Genomic DNA, 13736 nt, shown 5'->3' on the forward strand with positions numbered 1-13736 from the left:
CAACCAGTGTGATTGCCCTTGGTGTATTCCAGCGCCTGAACAGCCGACCAACGGTAGCGCGTTACTAATGCCCGTGCCAGGGCTGCTGACCCAGGGCAGCGAAACGTTGAACCCAAGGGAACGCCTGTAACAAGACTTGTCTGATGGGCGTTCTCGCGCTTAGCTGAGGCAGCGGATCCTTCCGCTCGCCGCGGTTCTCCTCTCTTTCCGGTCCCTCTGCCCTCGGTCGCGTACCGCGCGGTAGCGTGCCCGGCTGTCACGGTTTTCTCTCGCTCGCTCCGGCGACCGCTCCGGCGGTCTGGGGGCGAGTCTTTGCCGGTTCCTGTCAAGAAGGTCACGGATATGACTGACGTCGCTCTCCCCATCGCCCTTTACCTGGGCACCTTGGTGTTGCTGGCCTTCGCCCTGCGCCGCAGCCCGCTGCTCACCCAGGAGACCCTGGCGCGCTCCTCGCCGCTGGATGCCCTGCGCGGCATTCTCGCCACCGCCGTGGTCTGCCTGCATTTCGTGCTGACCTATCATCTCAAGGCCGAGGGTCAGTGGCGCGAACCCGACAGCGATCTGCTCTACAACATGGGCGTGGTGCCGGTGTCGCTGTTCTTCATGATCACCGGCTACCTGTTCTTCGGAAAGGTCTACCGGCGCACGCCGGACTGGGGCGAGCTGCTCCGTTCACGGGTACTGCGGGTGATGCCGCTGTACCTCTGCGTGGTGGCCGTGGTGGTGCTCTTCACCCTGATCCGCACCCACTTCGTCATCGCCGACGGCCAGCACTTCATGCTCGAACTGCTCAGCTGGGAGCTGTTTTCCGGCTTCAGTCTCAACGGCCTGGAGGAAAGCGGCTGGATGACCGCCGGCGCCCACTGGACGCTGCGCTACGAGGCGCTGTTCTATCTGGCGCTGCCGATCATCGCCGCGCTGTTCAACCGCCGCGGTTTCGGGCTGCCGCTGCTGGTCTCGGTGCTGCTGGTGGGCGGGCTGGTCGCCGCCGGCTATCACTATCAGGTACTGGGCGCGCGCTTCGGGCTGCTGTTCCTGCTGGGATTCCTGCCGGTGTTCGTCAAGGTTCATCTGCCGGGCCTGCTGGCGCGGCTGCGTACGCCCCTGGTGGCGGCGCTGTCGCTGGCGCTGGTGGGCTACGCCATGACCCAGCCGGACTACAGCCTCAGGCAGATGCTCGCGCTGGGCTTGCCCTTCGCCGCCATGGCCGCCGGCAACGATCTCTTCGGCCTCCTGCGCAGTCGCGGTCTCAAGGTGCTGGGCGAGATCAGCTACAGCCTCTATCTCACCCACGGCCTGCTGCTCTATGGCCTCTTCACCCTGCTCAACCTCGGCTCGGTCGAGACCCTGGGCACGCTCGGCTTCATGTCGCTGCTGCCACCGGTGCTGGTGCTCGCCTGTCTGCTGTCGATGCTCAGCTACCGCTGGATCGAGCGTCCGCTGATGCATCTGGGAAGGGCGCCGCGGCGTCAGCAAGTCCCCGCGTAGGGGGAGGCGCCGCAGCTGCAGGATACTCCAGCAGAAAGGCCAGGGCCTGGGCGCAGGAGGCCTCCACCTTGAGGTTCAGCAACTCGTCCGCCCGTGTCCGGCCATAGCCCAGGGCGGCGATGGGCAGCCCGGCACGGGCTGCTGCCTGGGCGAAGCGAAAGCCCGAATAGACCATCAGTGACGAGCCCACCACCAGCAGCGCATCGGCGCGGCCCAGGTGGGCGAAGGCGCGCTCCACCCGCGCGCCGGGCACGTGTTCGCCAAAGAACACCACGTCCGGTTTGAGCAGGGCGCCGCAGCGCGGGCAATCCGGCACGCGAAAACTCATGAAGTCCACGCCTTCCAGATCGGCATCGCCATCCGGCGCGGTAGCCGCGTCCAGCTGCAGCCAGTCGCCATTGAGTTCGCCCAGCCATTGCTGGAATTCCTGGCGCGGCAGGCGCATCTCGCAACCCAGGCAGCGGATCTGGTCGAGGCGGCCGTGCAGGTCGATCACCGCCTCGCTGCCGGCGGCCTGGTGCAGGCGATCGACGTTCTGGGTCAGCAGCATCTCCACCTGGCCGCGTCGCTCCAGGGCCGCCAGGGCCTGGTGGGTGGCGTTGGGCCGCGCCTGGCAGAAGCGCGGCCAGCCGATCAGGCTGCGCGCCCAGTAGCGGCGGCGCAAGAGTTCGTCGCCGACGAAGGCCTGCAGGGTGACCGGTTGCGGGCGCTTCCAGGCGCCGTCGCGGTCGCGGTAATCGGGAATGCCGGAATCGGTGCTGCAACCGGCACCGGTGAGCAGGAAGATCCGCTCGTGCCGGGCGATAAAGGACTGAAGCTCGGGCAGGGACATCGGGCACCTGGAGTTGCGGACGATACCCCCAGCTTGGAAAGGGTTATGCCGGGAGGCAAGCCGCAGCTGACGAACGTCCTGTCCGTCGTGCGGCGCTCGCAGGTCTAGTAGACCGGGACGTAGATGTAGATCTGCGAATCCTGGGCGTCCACGCCGGTGAAGGCCTCTGTGTAGTGCTCGAAGCAGGCGCCTGGACGCGGTTGCAGGCCACGGGCGGGGAGCAGCTCGGCGAACAGTCGACCGAGGCTCTTGGCCACGCTGGGTGCGGTGCCCAGGTGCACGTAGCGGGCATAGCGACCCTCCGGCAGTTCCTGGCGCACCATGCCGGCGGGCAGGGGCGCGCCCGGCGCGGTCGCCACGGCAGCCAGGTAGTGCATGGCGCCGGCCTGGCGCCAGCTCAGGCCGTACCATTCGGCGTCGCCTTCGCGGCCGGCGATTTCCCCGGCGCGGTCGGCGAAGCGCCGCCAGAGGGCGGCGATGTCTTCGCCCTGGCCAGGCTCGAACAGCAGACCGGTCACTTCCAGGGCGGGATGGTCGACGATTTCCAGCGACATGGGACAGACTCTCTCGAAGATGCGATGAAGGCCGCCACCTTACTCCAGCGGCGCCCTGCGGTCAGCCGTGAAGGCCGTCGGACGAAAGGTCGCAGCCGCCGCAAGGGCTTAATCCAGACCTTGCGAAGGCCCTTCGCCGCTTCGCTAAAATGCTAGTTTGAATGGTTTTTGACGAAGAAAGTCAACGCTTCGCTCGAACTGCCAGGCCTCGGTTAGGACGAAGTCCTACCGTGATGTGCCTGGAGTTACCTAAAAAATGTCGATCAAGGTATCGCGCCGCAACTTTCTCAAACTCAGTACGGCAGGGGTCGCCACCTCGAGCATGGCCATGCTCGGCTTCGCCCCTGAACCCGCGCTGGCGTCCATTCGCTACTACAAGCTCGCCGCCGCCAAGGTGACGCGCAATACCTGCACCTACTGCTCGGTGGGTTGCGGCATGCTGCTCTACAGCCGTGGCGATGGCGGCATCAATACCGTCAGCGACATCTATCACGTCGAAGGCGATCCAGATCATCCGGTCAGTCGCGGCTCCCTCTGTCCCAAGGGCGCGGGAGTGCTGGACTTCATCAAGAGCGAATCGCGCCTTTCCCATCCCGAGGTCCGCGAGCCTGGCAGCAACGAGTGGAAGCGCATCAGCTGGAACGAGGCGCTGGACCGCATCGCCCGCTACATGAAGGAGGACCGGGACAAGAACTTCGTCACCCATGACGCCGATGGTCATCTGGTCAACCACTGGACCACCACTGGCTTCCTGGCGGCGTCGGCCTCTTCTAACGAGACCGCGTACCTCACCCAGAAGGTGATCCGCAGCCTCGGCATGCTGGCAATCGACAACCAGGCGCGCGTTTGACACGGACCGACGGTGGCAGGTCTTGCCCCTTCGTTCGGCCGCGGTGCCATGACCAATCATTGGGTCGACATCCGCAACGCCAATCTCATCCTGTCCATGGGCGGCAACTCGGCCGAGGCGCACCCGGTGGGCTTTCGCTGGATGGTGGAAGCCAAGGAAAAAAACAACGCCAAGCTGATCACCATCGATCCGCGCTTCACCCGTACCTCGGCGGTGGCGGATTACCACGCCTATATTCGCACCGGGACCGATATCGTCTACCTGGGCGGGCTGATCAACTTCCTGCTCACCACGGACCAGATCCAGCATGAGTACGTAAGGGCCTACACCGACGTCGCCATCATCGTGAAGGAAGACTACGGCTTCCACGACGGTCTCTTCTCCGGCTTTGGCGAAGACAAGCGCCGTGCCTACGAGAAGTCCAGCTGGAGCTACGAGTTCGACGAGCGCGGCATGGTCAAGGAAGACCCCACCCTGCAACACCCGCGCTGCGTCTACCAGCTGATGAAGGCGCACTACAGCCGCTACACCATCGAGTTGGTGGAGCGCGTCTGCGGCATGCCCCGCGAGCAGATCCAGACCACCTGGGACATGATCGCCGAGACGGCGCGCCCCGAGCGCACCATGAGCATCCTCTATGCGCTAGGCTGGACCCAGCACTCCATCGGCGCCCAAATCATCCGTACCGCCTCCATGGTGCAGTTGCTGCTGGGCAACATCGGCATGCTCGGCGGTGGGGTCAACGCCTTGCGCGGCCACTCCAACATCCAGGGCCTGACTGACCTGGGCCTGCTCTCCAACCAGCTGCCGGGCTATCTCTATCTGGCTTCCCACGAGGAGCAGGAGTACCGCGAGTACATCAAGCGGCGGGCCAAGCAGCCCCTGCGTGAGGGCGAGGTCTCCTACTGGAAGTACTATGAGCGCTTCCATGTCAGCCTGATGAAAGCCTGGTTCTCCGAGGCGGCGACCAAGGACAACGACTGGTGCTACGACTGGCTGCCCAAGCTCAGCGAGCCGCTTTACGACGTCCTCCACACCTTCGAGCGCATGCACCACGGCGAGATCACCGGCTATTTCTGCCAGGGTTTCAACCCGCTGGCCTCCTTCCCAGACAAGAACAAGGTCAGCCAGGCGCTTGCCAAGCTCAAGTACCTGGTGGTGATGGATCCGCTGGCCATCGAGACCGCCGAATTCTGGCAGAACCACGGCGAACTCAATGACGTGGATCCCAGCCAGATCCAGACCGAGGTGTTCCGCCTGCCCACCACCTGCTTCGCCGAGGAGAACGGTGCCATCGTCAACAGCTCGCGCTGGCTGCAGTGGCACTGGCGCGCGGCGCCCCCACCCGGCGAGGCGCGCCCGGACGTGGCCATCATGGCCGGGCTGTTCCATCGCCTGCAGGGCATGTATCGCGACGAGGGTGGTGCCTTTCCCGATCCGATCCTCAACCTGACCTGGCCCTACAGCAATCCGGAGGAACCCAATCCCGAGGACATCGCCCAGGAGTACAACGGCAGGGCCCTGGCCGACCTGCCCGGGCCGAATGGCACCATCTCCCACAAGCGCGGCGAGTTGCTCGACGACTTCGGTTTCCTGGCCGACGACGGCAGCACCACCTGTGGCTGCTGGATCTACTCTGGCTCCTACACCCGTCACGGCAACAACATGGACCGGCGCGACAACGCCGATCCCTACAACATCGGCATGACCCTGGGCTGGGCGTGGTCCTGGCCACTCAATCGCCGCATCCTCTACAACCGCGCCGGCGCCCGGCCGGACGGTACCTCCTGGGCCCCGGAGAAGCGGCTGATCTGGTGGAACGGCGAGCGCTGGGCAGGGGCCGACGTCCCCGATTTCCCCTGGACCTCGCCACCTTCGGCCAAGGCCGGGCCCTTCATCCTCAACCAGGAGGGCGTCGCGCACTTCTTTGGTGGCAGCCTCCTGGCCGAAGGCCCCTTCCCTGAGCACTACGAGCCCTTCGAATCGCCGCTGGACAACAACCCCCTGCACCCGGACAACCCTCGGGCCAAGAACAACCCGGCGGCACGGATCTTCCCCGGCGACCGGGCACGCCTAGGTACCCGCGAGGAGTTTCCCTATGCGGCCACCACCTACCGGCTGACCGAGCACTTCCACTTCTGGACCACCCATGCGCGGCTCAATGCCATCGCCCAGCCGGAGAAATTCGTCGAGATCGGCGAGGACCTGGCGAACGAACTCGGCATCAAGGCCGGCGATTGGGTCAAGGTCAGCTCCAAGCGGGGCTATATCAAGGCGGTGGCAGTGGTGACCAAGCGCATGCGCGGGCTGCAGGTGGAAGGCCGTACCGTGCACCACGTCGGCATCCCCATCCACTGGGGCTTCAAGGGCGTGACCCGACCCGGGTTCCTCACCAACACCCTGACCCCCTTCGTGGGCGATGCCAACACCCAGACACCGGAATTCAAGTCGTTCCTGGTGAACGTGGAAAAGGTCTGAGGAAGGTCTTATGAGAGGCGATCAAGTCAACTTCCAGAACATCGTCGCACGCTCGGCTACCTCCGAGGAGTCGCCCCATACCCGCATCGGCGGGGTGGAAAAGGTAGCCAAGCTGATCGACGTGTCGCGCTGCATCGGTTGCAAGGCCTGCCAGGTGGCGTGCTCGGAATGGAACGATCTGCGCGATGAGGTCGGCCACTGCAACGGCACCTACAACAATCCGCCGGACCTCACCCCGGAGACCTTCCAAGTGATGAGGTTCGACGAATACGTCAACGAGAAGGGCAACCTGGAGTGGCTGATCCGCAAGGACAACTGCATGCACTGCGCCGACCCGGGCTGCCTCAAGGCCTGCCCGGCGCCCGGGGCCATCGTGCAGTACGCCAACGGTATCGTCGACTTCAACTCCGAGCACTGCATCGGCTGCGGCTATTGCGTCTCGGGGTGCCCGTTCGACGTACCGCGCATTTCCAAGAAGGACCAGAAAGCCTACAAGTGCACCCTCTGTTCCGATCGCGTCTATCACGGCATGGAGCCCGCCTGCGTCAAATCCTGCCCGACCGGGGCGATCATGTTCGGCACCAAGGAGGACATGACGGAACAGGCCGAGATGCGGGTCGGCCAACTCAATGATCGCGGCTTTCCCGGCGCCGGCATCTACGATCCGGCCGGCGTGGGCGGCACCCATGTGATGTACGTGCTGCAGCACGCCGACAAGCCCGAGCTGTATACCCACCTGCCGGCCAATCCGGAGATCAGCCCCATGGTCAGTCTGTGGAAGGGCGTGACCAAGCCGATCATGTCGGCGCTGCTGGGGGTTACCGCCATCGCGGGCATCGCCCACTACCTGACCAAGGGTCCCAAGGAAGAACCCGAGGAATCGCCGGACGAGGAAGAGCGCCACGCCGCGCGCGAGGAGGATCGGCCATGACTACGCCGTCGGACAACAAGCGCGGCATCCTGCGCTATACCACCTTCAGCCGGCTGAACCACTGGTTCATCGCCTTCACCTTCGTCTGCCTGACCCTGAGCGGCCTGGCCTTCTTTCATCCGTTCTTTTTCGACCTCACGGCGCTGTTTGGCGGACCGACCATGACGCGCATCCTGCACCCCTTCATCGGGGTGGCCATGAGCCTGGGTTTCGTGGTCATGGCGGTGCGCTTCTTCAGGGTCAACCTGTTCAAGCGCCACGACGTGGCCTGGGTCCGGCGCATTAGCGATGTCCTCGCCAACCGTGACGAACTGGCGCCGCCCATCGGCGCCAACAACCCTGGGCAGAAGCTAGTGTACTGGGTGATGCTGCTGTCCGTACCGGCGTTGCTGCTCAGCGGCTTCTTCATCTGGCGGCCGTACTTCGCCGACATCCTGCCACGCGGCTGGCTGCGCTTTTCCAGTCTGGTACACGCCTATGTCGCCTTCATCGCCATCGTCACCCTGATCATCCACATCTACTCGGCGATCTGGGTGAAGGGCTCCTTCCGGGCGATGACCCAGGGCCGTGTCAGCCGTGCCTGGGCCAAGCACCATCACCGGCTGTGGTACGACGAGATCGTCGAGCAGGAGCGCCGCGAAAGGGGCGAGCGGGGCGACCGCCCCCTGGATGAACACCGCATGCCCGACAAGGGGACTCCCTGATGCATCAGTACGGTACTTCGCCCACCGGCATCCTCAATCCGCCGCCGGTGGTCCTGCCCGATCGGCAGCTGTTCGCCCGGCGTGCGCGGCGCCTGCGCGAGCTGGCCGAACGCAGCACCGAGCTAAGTGATTTTCTCGGCTTCATGGCCCTGCTGATCCAGGCCCAGGATGGTGTCCTGCAGGAACGCCAGCCCAGTTGGCAACCGGCACCGGACGCCTTCAGCCTGGCCCTGGAGCATGGCATGCCGCCCCTGCAGGGCCAGGCTCTGCTACGGGATCTGGACTGGCAGGGCGATCTGGACGCTCTGTTGGTCACCCTGGAGCTGCGCGTGGCCGAGCGCCAGCGCCCGGTGCTCGAACAGCTGGTCGCCTTGTCTGCTGCCGAGCGCCAGCAACTGGCCGAGCAAGTTCTGGCGCAGGAGCCTGGCGCCACCGAGCGCCGGGCGTTACTGCCTCTGGTGGGCGCCGCCCTGCAAGTGGCCTGGGTACGCCTAGCCCTGACCCTGCCACAGCCGCCCCAACGCCATGGCGACGTCAGCCGGGTGCTTTGCCCCTGCTGTGCCGCACCGCCGCTGGCCAGTATCGTCCACGCCGACCGTGATCGCGACAACGTACGCTATCTGCACTGCAGCCTCTGCGCCACCGAGTGGCACCTGGAACGCAGCAAGTGCAGCTGCTGCAATACCAGTGCCCAGGTGCGCTATCTGGCACTGGAGGACGAAGCCGGCAAGACGCCCCTGGCCGCCCAGGCCGAGACCTGCGACAGCTGCGACAGCTACCTCAAGCTGGTCAGCAAGAGCTTCAACCTGGGCGCCGATCCCCTCGCGGACGACCTTGCCAGCCTGCCGCTGGACTTCGCCCTGGCCGAAGCGGGGCGCTACGCCCGCAGCGGCTTCAATCCCCTGTTCATCGCGGGGGAGTAGGGCGCTAGATCCGCTTTACGGGTTTGCGAGAAGCGCCTGGTTCAGGGCCAGACCGGCCAGACGCGCGCTGGCCAGCAGGCGTTCCAGGCTCTGGCCATGCCGCGCGCTGGCAGACAGGCCGGCCATGGTGGTGACGACGAAATCGGTCAGCTCTCGCGCCTGCTGTGGCCGGCGTGTGGCGATGTGGGCATGGATGAGTGCCTGGGCTGCCTGGTGGTAGCCGTCCGCTGCCGCACGGGCCTGTAGATCGTCGCTATGGGTACCTTCCAGCACCAGGCAGCCGGCGGCTTGCGGATCGGCCGCGTAGTTGCGCGCCGCCGCTTCCAGCACCTGCGTCAGGGCCACGGCCAGCGGCTGGTCGGTCTCCAGGATCTGCCGCAGCAGCAGCGCACCGTTCGCGACATAGCGCTCCAGCACCTTGCCATACAACTCCACCTTGCTGCCGAAGGCTGCATAGAAGCTGGGTGGCTTGATCCCGAATGCCTGGGTCAGATCGGCGACGCTCACGCCGTCATAGCCTCTTTCATGGAACAGGCGTTGCGCCTGGGCCACAGCCGCATCCGGATCGAAGCAGCGCGGGCGACCACGGGTGCCGGATTTATTTGTAGCGCTCATTACAAAAATACTTTGACAGGGGTCGAGTGAGATTTATTGTAGCATTCACTACATTAATCGGGAGGTACGGTCATGACGAATTTTGCAGGCAAGTCGGTGCTGGTCCTGGGGGGCAGTCGCGGCATAGGTGCGGCCATCGTGCGGCGCTTCGCCGCCGAGGGTGCCCGAGTAACTTTCACCTATTCCAGCTCGAAGGCCGCCGCCCAGGCGCTAGCCGCGGAAACCGGCAGTACCGCCGAGGCGACCGACAGTGCCAGTCGTGATGCCGTGATCGCCCGGGTGCGCGCCAGCGGTCCGCTGGACGTGCTGGTGGTGAATTCCGGGGTGGCGCTGTTCGGCGATGCCCTGGAACAGGACCCGGACGCCGTCGACCGCCTGTTCAGCATCAACGTGCAGGCGCCCTATCACGCGGCGGTGGAAGCCGCGCGGCAGATGCCGGCGGGCGGGCGGATCATCGTCATCGGCTCGGTGAACGGCGATCGCATGCCGGTCCCCGGCCTGGCCGCCTATGCCGTGAGCAAGTCCGCCCTGCAGGGACTGGCCCGCGGCCTAGCGCGGGATTTCGGCCCGCGCGGCATCACCGTCAACGTGGTGCAGCCGGGCCCCATCGATACCGAGATGAACCCGGCCGATGGCCCCATGAAGGAGCTGATGCACAGTTTCATGGCGATCAAGCGCCATGGCAGCGCCGACGAGGTGGCCGGCATGGTGGCCTGGCTGGCCGGCCCCGAGGCCGGCTTCGTCACCGGCGCCATGCACACCATCGACGGGGCCTTCGGCGCCTGATCGTCCGCCACAGGCGCCACTCGCGGCGGCAGCTCTAGCCGTAGCGCTTGAACGCCTCGATGGCCAGGCCGTTGCCGATGTTGCCGAAGCGGTCGCCGTCCACCAGGCGGGCGCCGGGGAAGCGCTTGGCGAGGGCCTGGCGCAGTGCCGGGATGCCGCTGGAGCCGCCGGTGAAGAACAGGCTGTCGACCCGCGCCGGATCGAGATCGGCGCGGGCCAGCAGGTCGTCCACGCCACGGCTCAGGCGTTCCAGTTGCAGGGCGATGGCGGCATCGAACAGTGGCCTCTCCAGATCCGCGGCCAGGCCGGTCTCGATGCGATCCAGGCGCAGGGTGCGGCGCCAGTCGTCGGTAAGGGCGATCTTGGCGTCTTCCACCTGGATCGCCAGCCAGTGGCCGGCGCGCTGTTCGATGAGCTTGAACAGGCGATCCATGCAGCGGGTGTCCTGGGCGTCGTATCTCATGTCGCGCAGGCCCAGCACGCTCTTCTTGGCGTAGACGGCGTTGATGGTGTGCCAGGTCGCCAGGTTGATGTAGTGGCTGGTGGGCATGGTGGCGCCGCTCTTCATGGCGCTGCCGTAGCCCAGCAGCGGCATCACGCCTTCCAGACTCAGCTGGCGGTCGAAGTCGGTGCCGCCGACGTGCACGCCGCCGGTGGCGAGGATGTCGCCGGCGCGGTCGGCCAGGTTGCGGCGCTCCGGCGCCAGGCGCACCAGGGAGAAGTCCGAGGTGCCGCCGCCGATGTCGACGATCAGCACCAGTTCTTCGTGCTCGATGCTGCGTTCGTAGTCGAAGGCGGCAGCGAGGGGTTCGAACTGGAAGGAGATATCGCTGAAACCTACCTGGCGCGCCACAGCGGCCAGGGTGTCCTCGGCCTCCTGGTCGGCGACCGGATCGTCATCGACGAAGTGCACCGGACGGCCCAGTACCACGGCGTCGAAGGGGCGATCGGCCTGCTGTTCGGCGCGCTGCTTGAGGGTGCCGAGAAACAGGCCGAGCACCTCGGTGAAGGGCAGGGCGCTGCCGAGGATGCTGGTCTCGCCTTTGAGCAGGTTGGAACCGAGCAGGCTCTTGAGCGAACGCAGCAAGCGGCCCTCGTAGCCTTCCAGGTATTCGTGCAGCGCCTGGCGACCATAGGCCGGGCGGCGTTCCTCGGCGTTGAAGAAGATCACCGAGGGCAGGGTGGCCTTGCCTTCTTCGAGGGGCAGCAGGACGTCGCCGGCGGGCCTGAGCCAGCCGGCGGTGGAGTTGGAGGTACCGAAGTCGAGGCCCAGGGCGCGGGCGGGTTGAGCAGCAGACATGTCAGGATCCGTAACGCGAGCAGCCGCGCAGTTTAGCTGAGACCGGCGACCAGGCGAACCCTGGCCGGATGCCAGCAGGATTGACCCGCGCTGCTGCAGGACTGAAGCGATGGCAGGCGAACGGTGGTGTCAGCCCTTGCGCGAGCGGTCGCGCGGCTCTTCCAGGGTGCAGACATCATCCTGGCAACGCCGACTGCCCTCAGGATGCGGCAGCCAGGTCAGGCCTGGGCGCAGCTTGAGAAACAGGCGATAGCCCATTTCCAGCAGCGGCCGCAACGGCCGCCAGGCCAGCGGTCGGGCCCAGTGGCCGAGGCCTGCGGTGCGCCAGCTCCAGTAGGTGGCGTCCAGGCCTTTGAACCAGTAGCCATCGGCATCCCGGGCGTGGAGCAGATCGAGCATGGCCTGGCGCGGCGGCGCATCGGCGGGCGCCTGCGCCTCGTAGTCCGGCGCGGCCAGATCCACCAGGTGCAGCTGGCTGGGGTCGGCATGGCGGCGCAGCCAGGCGATCTCGCGGGCGCACAGCGGGCAGGCGCCGTCGTGAAAGAGGGTCAGGGGCAGGCGAGGGGCGTGCATCGTGATCTTCCCAGGGGACTTGTCTATCTGGACCGGCACGCGGGGCTGCCGTTGCGCTTTCCGCCGAACGGTAAGCGCAACGGCGCCCCGTGGCGAGTCGGAATCAGAGACGCCGAATGACGGCATTGCACGCAAACAACCAACGAGGTCGCTATGGATCTGGGAATCAAGGGGCGTGTCGCCCTCATCACGGGGGCCAGTGGTGGCATGGGGCTGGCCACGGCTAAGCTGTTGGCCGAAGAGGGCGTCAAGCTGGTGCTTTCCGACCTGGAGCAGGACAAGTTGGAAGCGGCGGCCAAGGGCCTGCCGGGCGAGCCGCTGCTGATCGCCGCCGACATGACTGACCAGGCCGCGGTGGACCAGTTGGTAGAGCAGGGCGAGGCCCGCTTCGGCCAGATCGACATCGTGGTACATACCGCGGGCGTCACCGGCGCCAAGGGCGATCCCCTGGAGCTGGCCGATGCCGACTACGAGGAGGCCTGGGCTACCGACTTCTTTTCCGCCGTGCGCGTCGGCCGCGCCGCCATCCCGCGCATGCGTAAGCGCGGTTGGGGTCGCTTCGTCTGCATCACGTCGGAAAACGCCGTCCAGCCCTATTGGGAAGAGGCCGTCTACAACGTCGCCAAGGCCGCCCTGGCCGCCTTCATCAAGAACCTCTCCTACAAGGAAGCGGCCCACGGCGTGCTGTGCAACACCGTGTCGCCAGCCTTCATCGAGACCGGCATGACCGACGGCATGATGGAAAAACGCGCCAAGGAACTAGGGGTCTCCTTCGAAGAAGCCATCGAAAGCTTCCTCGACGAAGAACGACCCGGCATCGTGCAGAAGCGTCGCGGCCAGGTGGAAGAGGTGGCCGCGGCCATCGCCCTGCTGGTGTCCGAACGCGGCTCCTTCATTAACGGCAGCAACCTGCGCGTGGATGGGGGCTCGGTCCAGGCCGTGCAGAACTAAGACGAGCGGGGCGGCTCCTCGGCCGTCCCGTTTTCTTGCTGGCGGCGCACGGCCTCTTCCAGGGGAATGAACTCCACTTGGCGATCCTTGACCACCGGTGGCAGGGTGATGCCCATGGAGACATAGATGCTGGTGAACATGTCGATGCCCATGTCCGCCGGTTTCACCCAGTCCACCGGGACATAGAGCAACCCGCCGCCCACGGGGACCGGCGCCGAAGGCACCAGCACGGCGTGATAGTGGCGACCCTCGATGTCGATCACCGCCGGATTGGGCAGCAGTGCCAGCACCGCCACACCCTGACCGCCAAAGAAGCACCACACCGGACTCATGGCGCGGATATCCGCGCCCCCTTCCTTGCGATCGAGCAACTCGACGAAGCGCTCCGCCAGGCCATAGAGCTTGCCCACCACCGGAATGCGGCGGAAGGTCACGTCGGCGAACCAGCCCAGCGGCCGGCGCAGGCCCAGCTTGACCGCCAGTCCCAGCGGATAGAGCAGTACCAGCAAGAGCAGGGTGCCGAGGCCATAGGCCGCCAGGGAGTTGCCGACGAAGGGGTGACCGACCGCCACGAACAGCCGGCCCAGGGTGGTGTTGGGGCCGATCAGCCCATTGAGGAAGCTGACGATCCAGCCGATCAGCGCCAGGGTCAGGACCAGCGGCAGGAGCAAGAGCAGGCCGGCCAGCCAGGTGGAGACGACGCTTTCGATACTGCGGCGAACGAAGGGCATGCAAGAACTCGACGGCTAAA

The 13736-nt window shown here is 65.9% G+C and carries 13 protein-coding genes; 7 read left to right on the forward strand and 6 right to left on the reverse strand.

Translation table 11 applies throughout. The annotated features are described in order from the left end of the window. The first annotated feature begins 342 nt into the window (after nucleotides 1-342). Entirely contained in the window at nucleotides 343-1488 is a 1146-nt protein-coding gene (locus BMZ43_RS21725; protein WP_093256450.1) for an acyltransferase family protein, read from the forward strand. Here BMZ43_RS21725 and BMZ43_RS21730 read toward each other — a convergent pair. Beyond that, the gene (locus BMZ43_RS21730) at nucleotides 1415-2320 is read right to left on the reverse strand and encodes an NAD-dependent protein deacetylase (protein ID WP_068384275.1); all 906 of its coding nucleotides are present in this window, start codon (nucleotides 2318-2320) and stop codon (nucleotides 1415-1417) included. The genes BMZ43_RS21725 and BMZ43_RS21730 overlap by 74 nt on opposite strands. A 104-nt stretch (nucleotides 2321-2424) precedes the next feature. Further along, entirely contained in the window at nucleotides 2425-2874 is a 450-nt protein-coding gene (locus BMZ43_RS21735) for a GyrI-like domain-containing protein (protein WP_064307562.1), read from the reverse strand. 262 nt (nucleotides 2875-3136) lie between these two features. Here BMZ43_RS21735 and fdnG point away from each other — a divergent pair, with 262 nt between their 5' ends. The 4 genes from fdnG to fdhE are packed head-to-tail and all read left to right on the forward strand — an operon-like array spanning nucleotide 3137 to nucleotide 8760. Further along, nucleotides 3137-6202, forward strand: a complete 3066-nt coding sequence (gene fdnG, locus BMZ43_RS21745; protein ID WP_143075308.1) for a formate dehydrogenase-N subunit alpha — start codon at nucleotides 3137-3139, stop codon at nucleotides 6200-6202. A gap of 10 nt (nucleotides 6203-6212) precedes the next feature. Beyond that, nucleotides 6213-7133, forward strand: a complete 921-nt coding sequence (fdxH, locus tag BMZ43_RS21750) for a formate dehydrogenase subunit beta (RefSeq protein WP_093256453.1) — start codon at nucleotides 6213-6215, stop codon at nucleotides 7131-7133. Then, on the forward strand, nucleotides 7130-7837 hold the full coding sequence (locus BMZ43_RS21755) for a formate dehydrogenase subunit gamma (RefSeq protein ID WP_068384267.1): 708 nt from the start codon (nucleotides 7130-7132) through the stop codon (nucleotides 7835-7837). Before fdxH ends, BMZ43_RS21755 begins: the two co-directional genes overlap by 4 nt. Then, a complete protein-coding gene (gene fdhE, locus BMZ43_RS21760) occupies nucleotides 7837-8760 on the forward strand; it encodes a formate dehydrogenase accessory protein FdhE (RefSeq protein ID WP_093256456.1) in 924 nt (307 codons plus the stop codon). Before BMZ43_RS21755 ends, fdhE begins: the two co-directional genes overlap by 1 nt. 15 nt (nucleotides 8761-8775) lie before the next feature. Here the strand turns inward: fdhE and BMZ43_RS21765 are convergent, their stop codons facing one another. Then, nucleotides 8776-9375 (reverse strand): TetR/AcrR family transcriptional regulator, encoded by a 600-nt coding sequence (locus tag BMZ43_RS21765; RefSeq protein ID WP_064307558.1) that lies wholly within the window; start codon nucleotides 9373-9375, stop codon nucleotides 8776-8778. A 72-nt stretch (nucleotides 9376-9447) separates the two neighbouring features. Here BMZ43_RS21765 and bdcA point away from each other — a divergent pair, with 72 nt between their 5' ends. Then, nucleotides 9448-10161 (forward strand): SDR family oxidoreductase, encoded by a 714-nt coding sequence (gene bdcA / locus BMZ43_RS21770; protein WP_064307557.1) that lies wholly within the window; start codon nucleotides 9448-9450, stop codon nucleotides 10159-10161. 34 nt (nucleotides 10162-10195) lie between these two features. On the opposite strand, the gene BMZ43_RS21775 is transcribed toward bdcA, so the two are convergent. Together BMZ43_RS21775 and BMZ43_RS21780 are read right to left on the reverse strand one after the other, a co-directional pair. After that, the gene (locus BMZ43_RS21775; protein ID WP_017642653.1) at nucleotides 10196-11461 is read right to left on the reverse strand and encodes an Hsp70 family protein; all 1266 of its coding nucleotides are present in this window, start codon (nucleotides 11459-11461) and stop codon (nucleotides 10196-10198) included. Between the two features lie 129 nt (nucleotides 11462-11590). Further along, on the reverse strand, nucleotides 11591-12034 hold the full coding sequence (locus BMZ43_RS21780; RefSeq protein WP_017642652.1) for a thiol-disulfide oxidoreductase DCC family protein: 444 nt from the start codon (nucleotides 12032-12034) through the stop codon (nucleotides 11591-11593). Between the two features lie 153 nt (nucleotides 12035-12187). On the opposite strand from BMZ43_RS21780, the gene BMZ43_RS21785 reads away from it, so the two are divergent. Then, a complete protein-coding gene (locus BMZ43_RS21785) occupies nucleotides 12188-12985 on the forward strand; it encodes an SDR family NAD(P)-dependent oxidoreductase (RefSeq protein WP_017642651.1) in 798 nt (265 codons plus the stop codon). Here the strand turns inward: BMZ43_RS21785 and BMZ43_RS21790 are convergent. Further along, entirely contained in the window at nucleotides 12982-13716 is a 735-nt protein-coding gene (locus tag BMZ43_RS21790) for a DUF502 domain-containing protein (protein WP_017642650.1), read from the reverse strand. The genes BMZ43_RS21785 and BMZ43_RS21790 overlap by 4 nt on opposite strands. Nucleotides 13717-13736 lie beyond the last annotated feature (20 nt).

It is taken from the genome of Pseudomonas sp. Snoq117.2, assembly GCF_900110545.1.
GTDB lineage: Bacteria > Pseudomonadota > Gammaproteobacteria > Pseudomonadales > Pseudomonadaceae > Chryseomonas > Chryseomonas benzopyrenica.

What these genes read in the sequence shown, in the direction of transcription:
- BMZ43_RS21725 (WP_093256450.1), top strand. Translation starts at nt 343, where the DNA reads ATGACTGACGTCGCTCTCCCCATCGCCCTTTACCTGGGCACCTTGGTG.
- BMZ43_RS21730 (WP_068384275.1), bottom strand. Translation starts at nt 2,320, where the DNA reads ATGTCCCTGCCCGAGCTTCAGTCCTTTATCGCCCGGCACGAGCGGATC.
- BMZ43_RS21735 (WP_064307562.1), bottom strand. Translation starts at nt 2,874, where the DNA reads ATGTCGCTGGAAATCGTCGACCATCCCGCCCTGGAAGTGACCGGTCTG.
- fdxH (WP_093256453.1), top strand. Translation starts at nt 6,213, where the DNA reads ATGAGAGGCGATCAAGTCAACTTCCAGAACATCGTCGCACGCTCGGCT.
- BMZ43_RS21755 (WP_068384267.1), top strand. Translation starts at nt 7,130, where the DNA reads ATGACTACGCCGTCGGACAACAAGCGCGGCATCCTGCGCTATACCACC.
- fdhE (WP_093256456.1), top strand. Translation starts at nt 7,837, where the DNA reads ATGCATCAGTACGGTACTTCGCCCACCGGCATCCTCAATCCGCCGCCG.
- BMZ43_RS21765 (WP_064307558.1), bottom strand. Translation starts at nt 9,375, where the DNA reads ATGAGCGCTACAAATAAATCCGGCACCCGTGGTCGCCCGCGCTGCTTC.
- bdcA (WP_064307557.1), top strand. Translation starts at nt 9,448, where the DNA reads ATGACGAATTTTGCAGGCAAGTCGGTGCTGGTCCTGGGGGGCAGTCGC.
- BMZ43_RS21775 (WP_017642653.1), bottom strand. Translation starts at nt 11,461, where the DNA reads ATGTCTGCTGCTCAACCCGCCCGCGCCCTGGGCCTCGACTTCGGTACC.
- BMZ43_RS21780 (WP_017642652.1), bottom strand. Translation starts at nt 12,034, where the DNA reads ATGCACGCCCCTCGCCTGCCCCTGACCCTCTTTCACGACGGCGCCTGC.
- BMZ43_RS21785 (WP_017642651.1), top strand. Translation starts at nt 12,188, where the DNA reads ATGGATCTGGGAATCAAGGGGCGTGTCGCCCTCATCACGGGGGCCAGT.
- BMZ43_RS21790 (WP_017642650.1), bottom strand. Translation starts at nt 13,716, where the DNA reads ATGCCCTTCGTTCGCCGCAGTATCGAAAGCGTCGTCTCCACCTGGCTG.